Consider the following 16189-nt stretch of genomic DNA (forward strand, 5'->3'; position numbering starts at 1 on the left):
GGCCGGGCGGCCTCGTCGCGGGCCTGGCCGCGGTCGCGGCGGCCGTGGTGGCCGTCCTGGTCGTCGTGCTCTCCGGGGCCGGTACCACCCCGGCGGTCGCCGCCCCCGTCGCGCTGCGTCCGCTGGCCGGTTCGCGGGAGGTCCCGCTGGCCGACGTGGCCGGGGCGGCACGTGGGGCGGCGGCACGGGGCGGCGGCGCCGGCACCCGCCGCGGGAGCCACGTGATGATGTGGAGCATGGGCATGGAGTCGGGCCCGGGCGCCCGCCCGCCCGTGACCCTTCCGGAAGAGCACCTGACCCGCTGGAACCCGGACGGCAGCGGCACCGAACTGGTCGTCGCTACCGACCCGCGGCACCCCGGGGAGCCGGTGATCAGCGACTCCGGCGGCGCCCCGCGCACCGTCGCCGACGGCGAGGTGCTGCACCGCGCCGCGTACCCGCCGGGCACCCTCCCCCCGTACGGCCGGTCCGGGACCGAGCCCCCGGACTCCGCGAGGGAACTGCGGGGGTATCTGTCCCAGGTGTACGGCTGCGCCTGCGCCGGCACCCCGGCACTGCTGGACGCGCTGACCTCGCTGCTCCACGACTGGACCCCGGGGCTTTCCGGCACGGCCGCCGTCGACGAGCTCCTCGCCGCCGCCCCGGGCCTGCGGCCGGCCGGCACCGTCACCGACCGGCTGGGCAGGCACGGCCAGGCCTACGTCCACGACGCCGAAGGGCTGCGCCGCATGGTCGTCCTCGACCCCGTCGACGGACGCGTCCTGGGCATCGAGGAGACGTTCACCCAGGACCGGCCCGAGTACCGGGTGAAGGCCGGAGACGTCATGTCGTACCAGGCCTGGATGGACTGACGGCGGCGCGCCGTCCGGGCGGCGAAGGGGCGGAAGGCCTCGTCCGCGCCGGGCGGCCCCCGCCCCCGCCCCCGGGGTCAGCGCGCGGCCAGGACCGCCAGGCGCGCCGCCGACGTGCCCAGCCCGGTCGGCCCGGTGGTCAGCCGGGGGCCGAGGCCCCCCACCGGACGGCGCAGTTCCGCCTCGTCGTAGCGGCGGCAGCCGCGGTGCCAGGCCAGGATGCCCGCGAGCCAGTTCTGCAGCTCGCGCACATAGCCGTCCAGCACGGCCCGCGCGTCCGCGCCGAGGGCGAAGTCGTCGTACAGCACGGGGAGTTCGTTCTCCGCGACGTGCTGGAACTGACGCATCCGCCCGGTCATCAGGTCGTGGACGACGGCGAGCGAGGCCTGCTCGTCGCAGCCGAAGAAGTTCTGCACGACCAGCAGGGCGTTGTGGATCTCGCCCTCGTACTCGATCTCCTTCCGGTACGAGAAGACGTCGTTCATCAGGCAGGCGTAGTCGGCGGCGGCGTTCTCCAGCGACCGCATCGGCCCGCTGCGGTAGACCTCCTCCGGCACCCGCCTGCCGTGGCCCAGTCGGCACAGGCTCATCGTCAGGTCCGAACCGAAGGTGTGGCGGCGCATCTCCAGGTAGTCGACCGGGTCGGGGATGCGGTTCTGCGCCGCGTTGGCCAGTTCCCACTGCCAACTCGCGGTCATGCTCTCGACGGCGGTGCGGAAGCGGCGCCGCGCCTGCGGTTCCATCGCCCCGGCCGTCCGCGACCACAGGTCGGCCAGACTCCGTTCCAGGGCGGTGGCCGGGGCCGGAGCCGGAGCCGGGCTGCCGTCGACCGGCATGAAGGCCGACAGCCGCTCGTTGGCCGCGCGGGCGCCGGCCAGATCGCGGGTGCGGCCGTACACGGCGGGGAAGTAGTCGTCGGCGTAGGTGCCCCAGGTGAGCCAGCCCGAGGTGAGGTCCAGCCCCTCGGGGGTCGCGTCGGGGTGGATGCCGGCCGCGCACAGCGGGAAGTCGAAGGCGACCAGCTTGTGTTCGTCCCACACGTGGGAGTGCGGTACCCCGGGTTGCGGCAGCAGCAGGCCCATCCGGTGCGCCCAGTCGACGACATGGCGCCGGGACGCGTCCAGATGCGGGCTGGACCTGGCCGTGAAGGGCATCAGGAAGTCGGGCAGCGGGATCGGCCCGGTGCTCCGTGGCGCGTGGGTGAACCCGCGGACGCGTGCCGCCTCGGCGCGGCCGGTGGTCCGTACGGTCCCCGCCGACAGCCCGAGCCCGCCGGGCAGCGCGAACGGCGACCATCCGGCCTCCGCGCCCCCGGCCCCGGTTCCGGCTCCGGTTCCGGACCCCGCCCCGCCGCCGTTCATGTAGCGGCTGGAGCGCATGTGCCACTCGTGGCCGCCGGACTGCCAGTCCTGCAGGCCCTTGACGTACGCCAGCACCCGCGCGCACTGCACCGGGTCGAGCGCGTGCTCGGCGAAGAGCGGCGGCAGCTCCGTGAGCACGGTGTTCTCGAACTGCTGCAGCCGGGAGGTCAGCAGGTCGTTGACCGACTCGGCGGCCTCCTGCGTCGAGCAGCCGAGGAAGGTCTCCAGGACCAGCACGCCGTTGCTGAGCTCGCCCTCCTCCTCGGTCTCCCGCTGGTACGAGAAGAGGTCGTTGCGCAGGTGCACCGCGTCGGAGAAGGCGTCCCGCAGCACGAGCAGCGGCCTCGCCCCGGCGACGGCGGCCGGCACCTCCGCTCCGGCGGCGTACTCCACCAGCCCCGCCGACCAGGGCGCGCCGCCGACCTTGCGGCGCATCTCGATGTACTCCACCGGGTTGGGCACCCGGCCCGCGTTGATGTTGGACAGCTCCCACAGGGACTCGTTGAGCAGGTGCTCGGTGCTCTCGGCGAAACGCCTGCGCCAGTCTGCGGACATGGCCGGCACCGTGCGCGCCCACAGGTCGGCGAGGCCCGCCTCCACCGGGTTCCGGGGCTCGGGCATGCCCTGCTCCAGGTCCATCGGCATGAAGGCCGGCAGCCGGTCCAGGTACGCCTTGCCGCCCTCGCGGTCCTGCGTGCGCTTGAACGCCTCCAGGAAGTGGTCGTCGAAGAAGAAGACCCACACGTACCAGTCCGTCACCAGGGACAGGGCCGGCCCGGAGCAGTCCGGGTGCGTGTACGCGCACAGCAGCGCGTAGTCGTGCGAGTCGAGGTCGCCGGTGTCCCAGATGCCCGAGCCCTCGAGCATCCCCATCTCCCGCGCCCACCCTCGGGAGTGCTCCCGGGCCTGCTCCACGTGGGGGTTGAGTCGCGCGGGGTGCGGCAGGTAGAAGTCGGGCAGTTCAAATGGCTGCGTCACTCGTTCAGCGCTACCCGGGGCCACGGGCGCTATCCGGCACGGCGGGCAACCCATACGAACGGGTGAAAACCCGCGGGAGAAGCCCCGGACGAGCGCGGGGGCCGGCCCGTATCCCGGACCGGCCCCGCTCGTCCGCGGACCTCAGGCCCGCTTGGGGTGCTCCCCCCAGCTCCTGCACAGCGCCCAGATGACGAAGACGTCGATGGCGATGACGATGATCGCCCACACCGGCGTGTACGGCATCCACGCGAAGTTCACGATGATGTTGAACGCCGCCAGGGCGACACCGACGACCCGGGCCCAGTCGGGGGCGTTCTGCAGCAGGGCGGCGCCGACCACGAGGACCAGCACACCGAGCACGAGGTGGATCCAGCCCCAGGCCGTCAGGTTGAACTTGAAGACGTAGTCGCCGAGCCGGACCCAGATGTCGTCCTGGGCGATGGCCGAGATGCCCTCGAAGATCATCACGACGCCGGAGACGATGAGCAGCACCCCGGCGAAGGTGGTACCCCCCGACGCCGGCCCCGAGTGACGGCGCTCGGTGACCGGCTGTGTCTGCTGGCTCATGAGATGGCTCCCGTCCCTCGGTGCCCGGACACGCTGCCCGGACACTCCACACGGTCCGCCCGGCCGCCCGGTACGGCCATCCGCGCTGCGCCGTCCGGGTGACCCGCGGGCGGCAAACCCCGGCAGGCGAGATCATCGGTGCATGGCAACGACACTCCACCTGGCCCAGCAGCCCGAGGCTGACGCCCTGCTCTCCCGCAGCCCGCTGGCGGCCCTGGTCGGCATGCTGCTCGACCAGCAGATCCCCATGGAATGGGCCTTCTCCGGCCCCTGGACCATCGCGCAGCGCATGGGCCGCGACGACCTCGACTGCGGGGAGATCGCGGCCTACGACCCCGAGGCCTTCTCGGAGCTGCTCTCGCAGAAGCCCGCCGTCCACCGCTACCCGGGGTCGATGGCCAAGCGGGTCCAGCAGCTGTGCCAGTACCTCGTCGAGCACTACGACGGCGACGCCGGGGCGGTCTGGAGGGACGTCTCCGACGGCCGCGAGCTGCTGACCAGGCTCAACGAGCTGCCCGGCTTCGGGAAGCAGAAGGCGCAGATCTTCCTCGCACTGCTGGGCAAGCAGCTCGGCGTGACGCCGGAGGGATGGCGCGAGGCGGCGGGCGCCTACGGGGACCGGGACTCCCACCGTTCGGTCGCCGACATCACCGGGCCGGAGTCTCTGGACAAGGTGCGGGCCTTCAAGCAGGAGCAGAAGCGGGCCGCCAAGGAGGCGAAGGCCTCGAAGGGGTCCTGACCCCTATCGTCGGCGGCGCTTGGACGTACCGAACAGGGACCGGGTGATCTCCCGCCCGATCTGGGTGCCGATGGAGCGGGCCAGGGTCTGGAAGACCCCGGTGCCCATCACCTGCTCCACCATCCCCGTGTCCTCCCGCGGCCGCTCCCGGCGCCCGCGGCCGGCAGCGCCCGGCGCGGACGGCCGCGCGGGAGCCGGCGCCGGCCGTCCGGCCAGCCGCTCGTACGCCGATTCCCGGTCCACCGCCTGCGCGTAGCGCGCGTACAGCGGCGAGTTCGCGATCGCCGCGTCCATCGCCGCCGGGTCGGCGGGACCCATCAGCGACCGCGGTGCCCGCAGCCGCACCGCCGCGACCGGGGTGGGGGCGCCGTCCTCGTCGAGGACGGTGACCACGGCCTCGCCGGTGCCGAGCCCGGTGAGCAGTTCCTCCAGGTCGTACGGCGAGGTGGGGAAGGTGCGCACCGTCGCCTTGAGCGCCTTGGCGTCCTCCGGGGTGAAGGCGCGCAGCGCGTGCTGCACCCGGTTGCCCAGTTGGCCGAGCACCTCGGAGGGCACGTCCTTCGGGGTCTGCGTCACGAAGAAGATGCCGACGCCCTTGGACCGGATCAGCCGCACGGTCTGCGTGATGGCCTCCAGGAAGGCCTTGCTCGCCCCGGTGAACAGCAGGTGCGCCTCGTCGAAGAAGAACACCAGCTTGGGCCGGTCCAGGTCGCCGACCTCGGGCAGTTCCTCGAAGAGGTCGGCCAGCAGCCACATGAGGAAGGTGGAGAAGAGCTGCGGCCGGTCCTGCACGGCCGGCAGTTCCAGAACGGAGACGACGCCCCGCCCGTCGCCGTCGCTCCGCAGCAGTTCGGCGGTGTCGAACTCCGGCTCGCCGAAGAAGGCGCCCGCCCCCTGTGCCTCGAAGGCCGTCAGCGACCGCAGGATCACCCCGGCCGTCGCCGCCGAGACCCCGCCGATCCCCTTCAGCTCCGGCCTGCCCTCGTCGGAGGTGAGGAAGGTGACCACGGCCCGCAGGTCCTTCAGGTCCAGCAGCTCCAGGCCCTTGGTGTCGGCGTAGTGGAAGATCAGGCCGAGCGACTGCTCCTGCGTGGTGTTGAGCCCCAGCACCTTGGAGAGCAGCACGGGACCGAAGCTCGTCACCGTGGCCCGCAGCGGGATGCCCCGGCCCATGCCGCCGAGGGCGTAGAACTCGGCGGGGCAGCCGGCCGGGCTCCAGTCCTGCCCCACCTCGGCGGCCCGCCGGGCGACGCGGTCGCCGGGCACGCCCGGGGCACAGATGCCGCAGACGTCTCCCTTGACGTCGGCGAGGAAGACCGGCACGCCCTGCGCGGAGAGCTGTTCCGCGACGAGTTGGAGCGTCTTGGTCTTGCCGGTCCCGGTGGCGCCCGCGACGAGGCCGTGCCGGTTGAGCACCGCCAGCGGGACGCGTACGGGCGCCTCGGGCAGTGCCCGGTCCTCCCAGAGCAGGGCGCCGAGTTCGAGGGCCGGACCGGTGAAGGCGTACCCCTCGGCGATGGCCCGGGCGGTGCCGGGTGGGCTCGGCGTGGTCATGGGCTGCTCCGCTGCTCCCGCTATCACCGTATTTGCCCACCATCGCACTCCTGCGCCGTTGCTGCGCCCGTACGCCCTTGCCCGGTAGGCTTTCCGTGTGATCTTCAAGCGCATCGGAAACGGGCGGCCGTACCCCGACCACGGCCGGAAAAGCACCCGTGAATGGGCGGACGTCGCCCCACGTCCGGTACGCCTCGACCAGTTGGTCACCACCAAGGGGCAACTCGACCTGGAGACACTCCTCGCCGAGGACTCGACCTTCTACGGGGACCTGTTCGCGCACGTCGTGAAGTGGCGGGGCGACCTCTACCTGGAGGACGGGCTCCACCGGGCCGTGCGCGCGGCGCTCCAGCAACGCCAGGTGCTGCACGCCCGGGTGCTGGAGATGGACTGACCTCCGCACCGCTCGGCCGGGCCCGCCTCCGCGGGGGACGCCTTCGCCCTTTCGGGTTCAACTCCCCCCCATTGGCCCCGATTGGTTGATCGTTTAGTAGGCTCGGCCGCCCGATCGCACTACGCTGCGCACATGAGCATGCTGACGCCCCCGGGCATGGGCGGAAAGTACCGGGTCACCGGGAACCAGTACCCGCGGATGCGCCGCCCCCGGAGCAAGGTGCGCATCGTCGCGGTCGTCGTGACGACCGTCGCCGTGGTCGGCCTGGCCGGCTGGGGCACGCTCCAACTGGTCGACGTCTTCGGCGGCAAGTCCACGCCGGCGAAGAACACGGCCGCCCAGGCCGAGAACGCCGCCAAGGAGCGCACCTGCAAGGCCGCGGCCGCCCCGGGTTCCGCGGCACCCATCGCCTTCCCGGAACCCGGGGAGGTGACGATCAACGTGTACAACGCCACCGCCAAGGGCGGCCTGGCCAAGGACACCGCCGACGAGTTCGCCGCACGCGGCTTCAAGGTGGGCACCTTCGGCAACGCCGACCCCGAGTACGACCGCAAGGTGAAGGTGGCCGCGCTGCTGATCGGTGGCCACGGCCCCAAGGCCGAGGCCGCGATGAAGCTGGTCGCCGCCCAGTTCAAGGGCACCACCACGCTCAAGCCCGCGGCCGCCGGCTCCAAGCGCGCCACCGGCACGGTGGACGTCATGCTCGGCAAGGGCTTCACCAAGCTCTCCGGCGACAAGGCCGTCGAGAAGGCCCTCGCCGCCCTGGCCCGCCCCAGCGCGGCGCCGAGCGCCGGAAGCTGTTAGCCCGGCGGCACGGCCGTACGACGGAACCGGCCGCCGGGGCGTGACGCCCCGGCGGCCGGTTCCGTACGTCGTGGGACGGCGGCGTCAGCCGGCCGTGCCGTAGAGGCGGTCGCCCGCGTCGCCCAGGCCCGGGACGATGTAGCCCTGCTCGTTGAGGTGGTCGTCGACCGCCGCGGTGACCACGGTGACCGGCTTGCCCGCCAGCGCGAGCTCCATCGCCTCGACACCCTCCGGCGAGGCCAGCAGCACCACGGCCGTCACGTCGTCGGCGCCCCGCTCGATCAGCAGGTCGATCGCGGCGATCAGCGTGCCGCCGGTGGCCAGCATCGGGTCCAGGACGTACACCTGCCGCCCCGACAGGTCCTCCGGCATCCGGGTGGCGTAGGTCTTCGCCTCCAGGGTCTCCTCGTCGCGGATCATGCCGAGGAAGCCGACCTCCGCGGTCGGCAGGAGGCGCACCAGGCCCTCCAGCATCCCGAGGCCGGCCCGCAGGATCGGCACGACCAGCGGACGCGGGTGGGACAGGCGCACGCCCGTGGTGTCCGCGACGGGCGTGCTGATGTCCACCTGCTCGGTGCGCACGTCACGGGTCGCCTCGTAGGCGAGCAGGGTGACCAGCTCGTCGGCCAGCCGACGGAAGGTCGGCGAGTCGGTGCGCTCGTCGCGCAGGGTGGTGAGTTTGTGCGCCACCAGGGGGTGGTCGACGACGTGGATCCGCATGTCCACGACTCTAACGTTCGGCCTGTGCACCGGCCTGCCCGGTCCGTGCCGCCGATCAGGCTTCGAACCACCCGAGAGGGGGAATGCGTGCCCTTACGCCCGGACTGTCCCGGCCGGGCACGTGGATCTCTAGGGGTGGTGCCCCATGACGGAGCGCGGCAGCGACGCCGCCGGCGCGGACGACACGGGCGAGGCCCGTACGCAGCAGGAGCGCGACGCCGAACGCCGACGGCGGCGCGCCATGTTCCTGCGCGAACTGAACGAGGCCAAGGAACTCCGTGACCGCGTCCAGCCACGCCGGGCACGCGCGGCACGCGCGCGCCAGCAGATGCGGATGCGAACGTTCCGCTGGTAGTCCCCGGGCCGGCGCAATGCCGCCACATGGCGGGCGCCGACGGGGTCCCCGCAGGCCGCCGCGCGGAAAAAGCCGGAAGGCCTGGCACGCGGCACGCGCGGAAGACCCTTCGCAAAGCCGAGGTTTCTGCCACGATGCCGAGTGTGGGCGGGGACCTGCGCCGGAACATTCGGCCCCCGCCCGTAAGTCCGGACGGCCTGAGACCTGTGGGAGAGTCACGGTGTACTTCGCCGCACTGCTCGCGCGCACCGAGGACGGTTGGGAAGCGCGCGAGACCGATCTCGACGATGTGGAAACCCTCGCCGACCTGACCGACTTGGCCCGGGCTGCTTCAGCCGGGGAGGATACGGTCCTGGTCTTCATCGAGCAGGAGGACGCCTGGTTCGGCGTCGTCCGCGTCGACGGTGAGGAGGACCCGCGGATCTACGTGTCCGACGCCGCCACGGCGGCGCGGAGCTCGTACGGGGAGATCCTGCTCACCGACGAACTGCTGGGGCGCGACCCCGAGGACCTGGACGACATCGTCGACCTCGACGGCACCGAGGAAGGTGACGCCGAGGACCTCGCCGACGACGTGGTGCCCGGCCCGACGGAGGAGCACGTCCCCGTGGGCCCGCTCGGGGACGCCGAGCTCCTCGCGGACTTCGGCATGAGCGACAAGGAGCTGCTGGCCCTCAGCGGCGACGGCGCGCTGACCGGGGAGGCGCTCGGGGAGATCGCCGACTCGCTGGGCTGCGCCGACGTGCTGGAGGCGGTCCGCTGACCGGGGCCGACCCGCTGCGCGACCCCTGGGTCTCGCCGATGCGGCTCGCCCTGGAGGAGGCCCGTCTCGCCCCGCGCACCGGCGATGTGCCGGTGGGGGCGGTGGTGCTGTCCCCGCAGGGCACGGTCATCGGCCGTGGCCGCAACGAACGCGAGGCGGTCGGCGACCCGACCGCACACGCGGAGGTGCTCGCCGTCCGGGAGGCCGCGAAGGCGCTCGGGGAATGGCGGCTGACGGGCTGCACGCTGGTGGTGACCCTGGAGCCCTGCACCATGTGCGCGGGGGCCGCCGTCGCCTCCCGGCTCGAGCGCGTCGTGTACGGCGCCGTCGACGAGAAGGCCGGTGCGGCGGGCTCCCTGTGGGACCTCGTCCGTGACCGGCGGCTCAACCACCGTCCGGAAGTGATCCACGGTGTGCTCGCCGAGGAGTGCGGTGAGCTCCTCACCCGCTTCTTCCGGACAAAGGATTTCGGAGCACCCCCGGACGTCCGCTAAGCTCTCTCTCGGTAGCGTGTCCGAGCGGCCTAAGGAGCACGCCTCGAAAGCGTGTGAGGGGGCAACTCCTCCGTGGGTTCAAATCCCACCGCTACCGCTCTGAGCTGGTGAGGGGCGGCATCCGGGAGATCTTCCCAGGTGCCGCCCCTCGTCCGTGTGTCCCATGGCCGGTCCCGATGCCTCCGGCCGGCGTGCCGGTACCGCCGCCCGCCGCTTCCCCCGGGCCGGCAGGGCGGCGATGATGATCGCCGGACCACGGCCACCCTCGGGGGAGACATGCGCACCCGCTCCGTCACACCGGTTCTCGCTCTCGTCCTCCTCGCCCCGCTCACCGCTTGCAGCGCCTCCCCCCAGCCGCACCCGTCCCGGGGCCACGCCGCCCCGTCCCGGCCCCCGGTCACGCCGACCCCCTCACGTCCGGGCCCGGGCGACGTTCCGATGCCCCTCTTCATCGGTGGCAGCGTCAAGGGAGCGATCGAGCAACTCGGCCCCGACGCCGACGTGCGGCTCTTCGACGCGAGCGGAAAGCACCGCACCGTCGGCGACGGCGAGGGATGGAAGATCTGCAGTGCGAGGCAGACACCCGAGCAGCTCATCGTCTTCGGAGCGGTCATCAGGAACGAGAACTGCTGACGTCCGGTCGGCACGTCGGTCGCGCGCCGCGCTGCGGCAGTGCCCGGCATCGCCGTACTTCCGGAAAGCGCGTGGGAAGGCGGCCCCTTGGCGGGTCCGGATCCCACCGCCGTCGCTCTGGGCGGGGGTTGCCTGAGGGTGACCGCACCGGACAGCGGGACCGTGACCGCACCGTCGGGCCACGGGTCCCGCCCTCACGAAGCCGACGACCCCTCCGGACCGGGCGTTCTCGGCGTTTTCCGGCCTTCCGGACCGGCTGTGGCGAGCGTCACACACAGAGCGGGACGGGGTCGTGGATCACCCGCAAGGAGGCCTTCCGTCACCCGCTCTGATTGGGCCATCCGGTGGATACACTCCAGCCATGGCGCAGGCGAAGAAAATCACCATGTACGTCATCGTGGCTTTCGTGCTCTATACGATCGTGACGTCGCCGGCCCGCGCAGCCGATCTCGTGCAGATAGGCTTCCAGGGCATATCGGACGCCGCCAAGGGCGTCGGGGAGTTCATGACCGCGCTGGTCAACTGACCGGCCGGGAGCCGGTGAGGAGCACAGCACCGTGATACGCCATCTGGTCCTTTTCAAGCTCGACGCGGGCGTCGAACGCGACGACCCCCGGGTCGTGGCCGGCGTCGACGCCTTCGAGCGGCTCGGCGGGCAGATCCCCGAGCTGGCCTCCTGGGAACTGGGCTGGAACATCTCGGACCGCCCGATCGCCTACGACTTCGCGATCAACTCCTCGGTGGCGGACGCCACCGCACTCAAGACGTATCTGGAGCACCCCGCGCACCAGGCCGGGGTGGCGCTGTGGCGCGAGTTCTCCACCTGGGTGGTCGCCGACTACATGTTCGAGTGACGCCCCGCGGCGGCCCCTCGGGCCCCGCTCCTGACGCACAGCCCTCCGCCCGCCGGGCGGAGGGCTTTTTCATTGAGGGCCGCGCCTCACTTGCACACAGTCCACATGAATTGTGATGCTATGACCGCTTTTGCCGGATAGTGGACCGATGAGGAGTGGCATGTCCGTGTCGGCCCGACCCGCGTCACCATCGACCTCCGGAGACGGCAGCGGGACCGGCACGACGACCGGCGGCGGGACCGGTACGGCGACCGGTACGGCGAGCAACGGCAACGGCAGCAGCAACGGCAACGGCAACGGCAACGGCAGCGGCAGCGGCAGCGGCAGGGGCAGGGGGAGCACCAACAGCAACGCCGTGGAGGCGCGGGCGCTGACGCAGGTGCTGTTCGAGCAGCTGTCGGGTCTGGAGCCCGGCACCCCGGAGCACTCCCGGGTCAGGGCCGCCCTCATCGAGGTGAACCTGCCGCTGGTGCGCTACGCGGCCGCCCGCTTCCGCAGCCGCAACGAGCCGATGGAGGACGTCGTCCAGGTCGGCACGATCGGGCTGATCAACGCCATCGACCGCTTCGACCCCGAACGCGGGGTGCAGTTCCCGACCTTCGCGATGCCGACCGTCGTCGGCGAGATCAAACGTTACTTCAGGGACAACGTCCGCACCGTCCACGTCCCGCGCCGGCTGCACGAGCTGTGGGTCCAGGTCAGCGGCGCCATCGAGGACCTGACGGTGGCCCACGGGCGCACCCCCACCACCGCGGAGATCGCGGAGCGGCTGAAACTCTCCGAGGACGAGGTGCTGGCCTGCCTGGAGGCCGGGCGGGCGTACCACGCCACGTCCCTGGAGGCGGCCCAGGAGGGCGGCGACGGGGCGCCCGGGCTGCTGGACCGGCTCGGCTACGAGGACCCGGCCCTGACCGGCGTGGAGCACCGGGACCTGGTGCGGCACCTGCTGGTGCAGCTCCCCGAGCGGGAGCGGCGGATCCTGCTGCTGCGCTACTTCGGGAATCTGACGCAATCGCAGATCAGTGCCGAACTCGGGGTTTCGCAGATGCATGTGTCCCGGCTGCTCTCGCGCAGCTTCGCCCGGCTCCGATCCGCAAACCAGCTCGAATCGTAACCCTTACGGACTACCCACCCCCTGAGAAATAAGTCGACATGGCGCTACAGCGCGTTGCCGACATGTGACATTCTGCGGGAACCGCGTTTGTCGCGGTCCGGCCTCCGGTATTCCAGTGGAGGAACGAACCGTCGCCCGCGACACCCGTCCGCGACCTCAAGGGGGTGGCATGTCCGTAGAAGTGGGCAGTCCGAAGGTGCTGAACACCGACGCGCCGCACGATGCTCCTGACGGCAAGGCCATCGACACCGCCGGCACCGCCGTCGCCGACACCACCGCCGTCGACAGCACGATCGAGGCCATCGACACGAGCGTCGACACCCGCACGCTCTCCCGCTCGCTGTTCCTGCGGCTCGCCGAGCTGCCGGACGACAGCCCGGAGCGGGCGTACGTACGGGACACGCTCATCGAACTGAACCTGCCGCTCGTGCGTTACGCGGCGGCCCGCTTCCGCAGCCGCAACGAGCCGATGGAGGACATCGTCCAGGTCGGCACGATCGGGCTGATCAAGGCGATCGACCGCTTCGACTGCAACCGCGGCGTGGAATTCCCCACGTTCGCGATGCCCACGATCGTCGGCGAGGTGAAGCGCTTCTTCCGCGACACCTCGTGGTCGGTGCGGGTGCCGCGCCGGCTGCAGGAACTGCGGCTGGCACTGACCAAGACCAGCGACGAGCTGGCCCAGCGGCTGGACCGCTCGCCCACCGTCTCCGAACTCGCGGCGGCGCTCGGCGTCTCCGAGGAGGACGTGGTCGACGGCCTCGCGGTCGGGAACGCGTACACCGCGAGCTCGCTGGACTCCCCGCCCCCGGAGGACGACGGCGGCGAGGGCTCGCTGGCCGACCGGCTGGGCTACGAGGACACCGCGCTGGAGGGCGTGGAGTACCGCGAGTCGCTCAAGCCGCTGCTGGCCCAGCTGCCCGCACGGGAGCGGCGCATCATCATGCTCCGCTTCTTCGCCAACATGACGCAGTCGCAGATCGGCGAGGAGGTCGGCATCTCCCAGATGCACGTCTCCCGGCTGCTGACCCGGACCCTGGCGCAGCTGCGCGAGGGCCTGACCGCCGAGCAGTAGGGGCGAGGACCGGCCGGCGGAGGGCCGGCCGGTTTATACCTGACGGTTCGTCAGTGCACTGGCGGGATGGTACACACTCCACCGGGCCGCCGGGGCGCGCCGGCCGCCGCCTCGGCGGCCGTCGTCTGCCTGGGGGCCCTCGCCGCGCTGGGCCCGGACTGCGAGGGCAACGGCGCGGGCTACGTGGCCGTCGGCGCCCCGGGACCGCCCGGCGGCCCGGGATGAACGCCCCGCCCTCCGGTGACGTGGACCTCGTGCCGCTGGACGGCCGTACGCCTTCCCCGTCCGCGCCCGGCCGCACGTCGCCCGCCGCTCCGGAGGCACCCCGCGCACCGGACGGCTGCGGCGGCGCCGGCTCCCCGCCTCCGGGGCGGGGCGGCTCCGCGCCGTCCGCGACTCCCTCCGGCGGCCCCACGGTGCGCCCGGCTCCCGGCGGTTCGGCCTCCTCCTCGTCCGCACCCTCCCGCGCACCCGCACCCGCCCCCGGCGCACCTGCGCGCCTGGTGGGGGGCGCGCTCCAGCGGGCGGCGGGCGCCCAGCGCTGGTGCGAGAAGGTCACCGTCACCCTCGCCAACACCGGGGACCGCGCCGCGACGGCGGGGACCCTCACCTTCGGCACGCACGTCATCGGCCTGCCGGGGGTCGACTGGGCCACGGTGCGGAGCACCCGCGCCGCACCGGTGCCAGTACCCGGCGGCGGCAGCGCGAAGGCGACCTGGAAGGTCTGCGTCGAGGCCTGGCGGGTGCCGCCGGGCATGCACGTCGAGACCCGGGACGTCTCGGTCGCGGACTCCTGACCGCCGGCCCGCCCCGGGCACGCGTCGGCGGGGGCCGGTCCGTCCCGGGACCGGCCCCCGCTTCCGCGGGAAGGCGTGGTGGTGCGCTCAGCCGGCCAGGTAGGAGCGGATCTGGCCGAGGCTGCCGGTGTCGGTGAGGAACCCGATGTGGGTCGTGCACGCCACCAGGTGGTTGTTCGCGCCGCTCAACGGGGTGCTGGTGTAGGGGATGATCACTCCGTCGCACGGCGAGTACCAGGTCGCGTAGACCGTGCTGCCCGGCGTCTCGTCACCGCTGCTGATGGTGCGGACGAAGGACGAGCCCGGGAGCATCTCGACGCAGGACGCGTAGATCACGCACGCCGAGGCGAAGGTGGTGCCGTGGTTCGCGCCCGCGACCGAGGCGACCCGGCGGACGGACGAGGTTCCGCCGAGCTGTGTGAGGTACCACTGGGTGACCAGGCCGCCCATCGAGTGGTTGACGATGTCGACCTTGGCCGCGCCGGTACGGGACAGCACCTGGCGCACATAGCTCGCCAGTCCCGCGGCGCTGGTCTTGTTCGACTGCGCCCAGTTGTACTCGTACGCGAAGAGCTCGCCGCGGCTGTAGCCGCCGGCCACGAAGACCGTCTCCGCGTAGTCCCAGTTGCTCGCGCTGCCGGTGTAGCCGTGCACGAAGACAACCGGGGTGTGGGTCGCGGCGTTCGCGGTGGCCGGCGCCACGAAGGTGCCGAGGCCGACGGCAGCCGCCACGGTGAGCAGGATCGCCCATATTCGTCGCATCTGAACTCCTTGTCGTGGGGGTCGACAGGAGTTTCGGAGCGAACCGCGGGCGGCGGACCGGTGGAATCACCAGTGTCGTTCCTGTCATGAACGGAACATGACGCACGGCCCTTCCCTCCCGATGGGCGCCAGCAGACACTGGCGTCATGGAGGCCGGACGGAGCGAACCCGCCGCGTGGCCGCCGGCGCTGTACGGCCGGGACCGCGAACGCACCCTCCTGGACGCCCTGTCGGGCCCGGCCCCGCAGGGCGGGGGACGGGCGCTGCTGCTGCTCGGCGGACCGGGCACCGGACGCACCGCGCTGCTCGCCGCCGCGGCGCGCACCGCGGCGGCGGCCGGCGCGACCGTGCTGCGCACCGACGGGGTACGGGCCGAGGCACGGGTCCCGCTCGCCGGCCTGCACCGCACTCTGCTGCCGGTCGCCCCGCGCGTCCGGGCCCTGCCGGGACCGTACGGCGCGGCGCTGGCCGAGGTCCTCGCCGGGAGGGAGCCCTCCGGGGGCGAACTCGCGCTGGGCGCCGCGCTGTCCGGCCTGGTGGCCGAACTCGCCCGCCCGGCGCCGCTGCTGTGGTGCGTGGACGACGCGCAGTGGCTGGACCCCGCCACGCTGCGCGCGCTCGGCATGGCGGCGCGCCGCCTCACCGGTCTCGCCGCCGCCGTGGTGTTCGCCGCCGACGAGGCCTGCGCCGTCTCCGCCGCGCTGGAGGGCCTGGACGTCCTGCGCCTGGGACCGCTGCCACCGGACGCCGCGCGCCGCACGCTCGCCGACCGCTTCCCCGGGATGCCCCCGCACGGCTCGGACGCGGTCACGGTGCTCGGCCTGGCCGCCGGCAACCCGCTGGCCCTGGTGGAACTCGCCGGGGCGGCCGTGGACGGGCGGCTGCCGGAACCGCCCGCGCTGCCCGAGGGGAGCAGGCTGCGCGAGCGGCACCGGGAGCGCTTCCACGCGCTCACCCCGGGCGCCCGCGCCGTGGTGGCGCTGCTGCTCTGCGGCGGGCCGCTGGCCGTACCGGCGCTGGAATGCGCGGCCCGCCGCCGCGGGCCGGGCGCCGGCGCTGTCGAGGAGGCCCGTGCCCACGGGCTGGTCGAGGTGCGCGACGGGACGGCGACCGTGCCGGGACGGCTGCTGCGCGCCTCGCTGAGCGGACTGCTCTCCCCCGCCGACCGGCTGGCCGCGTACGGGACGCTCGCCTCGGTGCTCGACCCCCCGGCCGCCCGGCTGTTCCGGGCGCTCCACCGGCTCGGCCGCTCCGCCGGCCCGTCACCGGGGCCGGAACGGGAGCTGGAGGCCGCGGCCGGGTCCGCCCGCCGGTCGGTCGGTCACGCCGCGGCCGCCGCCGCGTGGGAGCGGGGCGCCGAGGCCGCCGCCCGTC

At 72.9% G+C, this 16189-nt stretch carries 20 protein-coding genes and 1 tRNA gene; 16 read left to right on the forward strand and 5 right to left on the reverse strand.

Going from position 1 to position 16189, the window contains the following annotated elements; genetic code table 11:
* On the forward strand, positions 1-851 hold an 851-nt coding region (locus PV342_RS40425; RefSeq protein WP_500321143.1), incomplete at its 5' end, for a CU044_5270 family protein.
* A gap of 77 nt (positions 852-928) precedes the next feature.
* Here the strand turns inward: PV342_RS40425 and PV342_RS40430 are convergent.
* Together PV342_RS40430 and PV342_RS40435 are read right to left on the reverse strand one after the other, a co-directional pair.
* Complete coding sequence (locus PV342_RS40430; RefSeq protein WP_400799480.1) at positions 929-3190, reverse strand: family 2 encapsulin nanocompartment cargo protein terpene cyclase; 2262 nt, start codon at positions 3188-3190, stop codon at positions 929-931.
* Positions 3191-3331: 141 nt separating this feature from the next.
* On the reverse strand, positions 3332-3757 hold the full coding sequence (locus PV342_RS40435; RefSeq protein WP_018558276.1) for a DUF7144 family membrane protein: 426 nt from the start codon (positions 3755-3757) through the stop codon (positions 3332-3334).
* A 142-nt stretch (positions 3758-3899) separates the two neighbouring features.
* On the opposite strand from PV342_RS40435, the gene PV342_RS40440 reads away from it, so the two are divergent.
* Positions 3900-4496 (forward strand): HhH-GPD-type base excision DNA repair protein, encoded by a 597-nt coding sequence (locus PV342_RS40440; RefSeq protein ID WP_500321144.1) that lies wholly within the window; start codon positions 3900-3902, stop codon positions 4494-4496.
* A gap of 3 nt (positions 4497-4499) precedes the next feature.
* Here the strand turns inward: PV342_RS40440 and PV342_RS40445 are convergent, their stop codons facing one another.
* Complete coding sequence (locus PV342_RS40445; RefSeq protein WP_400799484.1) at positions 4500-6050, reverse strand: helicase HerA-like domain-containing protein; 1551 nt, start codon at positions 6048-6050, stop codon at positions 4500-4502.
* Between the two features lie 97 nt (positions 6051-6147).
* Between PV342_RS40445 and PV342_RS40450 the strand changes: the two genes are divergently transcribed.
* Complete coding sequence (locus tag PV342_RS40450) at positions 6148-6444, forward strand: type II toxin-antitoxin system VapB family antitoxin (protein ID WP_018558273.1); 297 nt, start codon at positions 6148-6150, stop codon at positions 6442-6444.
* 132 nt (positions 6445-6576) lie between these two features.
* Positions 6577-7248, forward strand: coding sequence for a LytR C-terminal domain-containing protein (locus PV342_RS40455; RefSeq protein ID WP_361009397.1), 672 nt, complete (start codon positions 6577-6579; stop codon positions 7246-7248).
* Positions 7249-7332: 84 nt separating this feature from the next.
* Here PV342_RS40455 and upp read toward each other — a convergent pair whose 3' ends face one another.
* Complete coding sequence (gene upp / locus PV342_RS40460) at positions 7333-7968, reverse strand: uracil phosphoribosyltransferase (RefSeq protein WP_026250827.1); 636 nt, start codon at positions 7966-7968, stop codon at positions 7333-7335.
* A gap of 145 nt (positions 7969-8113) precedes the next feature.
* Between upp and PV342_RS40465 the strand changes: the two genes are divergently transcribed.
* The 11 genes from PV342_RS40465 (at position 8114) to PV342_RS40515 (ending at position 14053) form a co-directional block, all read left to right on the forward strand.
* Positions 8114-8323 carry a hypothetical protein gene (locus PV342_RS40465; protein WP_018558270.1) on the forward strand — a complete coding sequence of 70 codons (210 nt, stop codon included), beginning with the start codon at positions 8114-8116 and terminating at the stop codon, positions 8321-8323.
* Between the two features lie 220 nt (positions 8324-8543).
* The gene (locus PV342_RS40470) at positions 8544-9086 is read left to right on the forward strand and encodes a tRNA adenosine deaminase-associated protein (protein ID WP_400799489.1); all 543 of its coding nucleotides are present in this window, start codon (positions 8544-8546) and stop codon (positions 9084-9086) included.
* 38 nt (positions 9087-9124) lie between these two features.
* The gene (gene tadA / locus PV342_RS40475; protein ID WP_018558268.1) at positions 9125-9580 is read left to right on the forward strand and encodes a tRNA adenosine(34) deaminase TadA; all 456 of its coding nucleotides are present in this window, start codon (positions 9125-9127) and stop codon (positions 9578-9580) included.
* A 10-nt stretch (positions 9581-9590) separates the two neighbouring features.
* Positions 9591-9677: transfer RNA gene (locus PV342_RS40480), tRNA-Ser, on the forward strand.
* A gap of 341 nt (positions 9678-10018) precedes the next feature.
* Positions 10019-10213 carry a hypothetical protein gene (locus PV342_RS40485; protein ID WP_391576899.1) on the forward strand — a complete coding sequence of 65 codons (195 nt, stop codon included), beginning with the start codon at positions 10019-10021 and terminating at the stop codon, positions 10211-10213.
* A 361-nt stretch (positions 10214-10574) separates the two neighbouring features.
* The gene (locus tag PV342_RS40490) at positions 10575-10739 is read left to right on the forward strand and encodes a hypothetical protein (protein WP_018558266.1); all 165 of its coding nucleotides are present in this window, start codon (positions 10575-10577) and stop codon (positions 10737-10739) included.
* A gap of 31 nt (positions 10740-10770) precedes the next feature.
* Entirely contained in the window at positions 10771-11067 is a 297-nt protein-coding gene (locus PV342_RS40495; RefSeq protein WP_018558265.1) for a Dabb family protein, read from the forward strand.
* Between the two features lie 160 nt (positions 11068-11227).
* Positions 11228-12181 (forward strand): RNA polymerase sigma factor SigF, encoded by a 954-nt coding sequence (locus PV342_RS40500; protein ID WP_400799494.1) that lies wholly within the window; start codon positions 11228-11230, stop codon positions 12179-12181.
* Positions 12182-12350: 169 nt separating this feature from the next.
* The gene (locus tag PV342_RS40505) at positions 12351-13256 is read left to right on the forward strand and encodes an RNA polymerase sigma factor SigF (RefSeq protein ID WP_026250826.1); all 906 of its coding nucleotides are present in this window, start codon (positions 12351-12353) and stop codon (positions 13254-13256) included.
* A 66-nt stretch (positions 13257-13322) separates the two neighbouring features.
* On the forward strand, positions 13323-13481 hold the full coding sequence (locus tag PV342_RS40510) for a hypothetical protein (RefSeq protein WP_400799497.1): 159 nt from the start codon (positions 13323-13325) through the stop codon (positions 13479-13481).
* A complete protein-coding gene (locus PV342_RS40515) occupies positions 13478-14053 on the forward strand; it encodes a hypothetical protein (RefSeq protein WP_500321150.1) in 576 nt (191 codons plus the stop codon). Before PV342_RS40510 ends, PV342_RS40515 begins: the two co-directional genes overlap by 4 nt.
* A gap of 87 nt (positions 14054-14140) precedes the next feature.
* On the opposite strand, the gene PV342_RS40520 is transcribed toward PV342_RS40515, so the two are convergent.
* Positions 14141-14815, reverse strand: coding sequence for an esterase/lipase family protein (locus tag PV342_RS40520; RefSeq protein WP_400799500.1), 675 nt, complete (start codon positions 14813-14815; stop codon positions 14141-14143).
* A gap of 146 nt (positions 14816-14961) precedes the next feature.
* On the opposite strand from PV342_RS40520, the gene PV342_RS40525 reads away from it, so the two are divergent.
* Positions 14962-16189: AAA family ATPase (locus PV342_RS40525; RefSeq protein WP_500321153.1), on the forward strand; the 1228-nt coding region annotated here is incomplete at its 3' end.

Origin of the sequence: Streptomyces sp. PA03-3a (assembly GCF_033792735.1) — a bacterium.
GTDB lineage: Bacteria > Actinomycetota > Actinomycetes > Streptomycetales > Streptomycetaceae > Actinacidiphila.

Coding starts and splice junctions, on each gene's coding strand:
- PV342_RS40435 (WP_018558276.1), bottom strand. CDS start 3,757: ATGAGCCAGCAGACACAGCCGGTCACCGAGCGCCGTCACTCGGGGCCG.
- PV342_RS40440 (WP_500321144.1), top strand. CDS start 3,900: ATGGCAACGACACTCCACCTGGCCCAGCAGCCCGAGGCTGACGCCCTG.
- PV342_RS40445 (WP_400799484.1), bottom strand. CDS start 6,050: ATGACCACGCCGAGCCCACCCGGCACCGCCCGGGCCATCGCCGAGGGG.
- PV342_RS40455 (WP_361009397.1), top strand. CDS start 6,577: ATGAGCATGCTGACGCCCCCGGGCATGGGCGGAAAGTACCGGGTCACC.
- upp (WP_026250827.1), bottom strand. CDS start 7,968: ATGCGGATCCACGTCGTCGACCACCCCCTGGTGGCGCACAAACTCACC.
- PV342_RS40465 (WP_018558270.1), top strand. CDS start 8,114: ATGACGGAGCGCGGCAGCGACGCCGCCGGCGCGGACGACACGGGCGAG.
- tadA (WP_018558268.1), top strand. CDS start 9,125: ATGCGGCTCGCCCTGGAGGAGGCCCGTCTCGCCCCGCGCACCGGCGAT.
- PV342_RS40485 (WP_391576899.1), top strand. CDS start 10,019: ATGCCCCTCTTCATCGGTGGCAGCGTCAAGGGAGCGATCGAGCAACTC.
- PV342_RS40490 (WP_018558266.1), top strand. CDS start 10,575: ATGGCGCAGGCGAAGAAAATCACCATGTACGTCATCGTGGCTTTCGTG.
- PV342_RS40500 (WP_400799494.1), top strand. CDS start 11,228: ATGTCCGTGTCGGCCCGACCCGCGTCACCATCGACCTCCGGAGACGGC.
- PV342_RS40505 (WP_026250826.1), top strand. CDS start 12,351: ATGTCCGTAGAAGTGGGCAGTCCGAAGGTGCTGAACACCGACGCGCCG.
- PV342_RS40510 (WP_400799497.1), top strand. CDS start 13,323: ATGGTACACACTCCACCGGGCCGCCGGGGCGCGCCGGCCGCCGCCTCG.
- PV342_RS40515 (WP_500321150.1), top strand. CDS start 13,478: ATGAACGCCCCGCCCTCCGGTGACGTGGACCTCGTGCCGCTGGACGGC.
- PV342_RS40520 (WP_400799500.1), bottom strand. CDS start 14,815: ATGCGACGAATATGGGCGATCCTGCTCACCGTGGCGGCTGCCGTCGGC.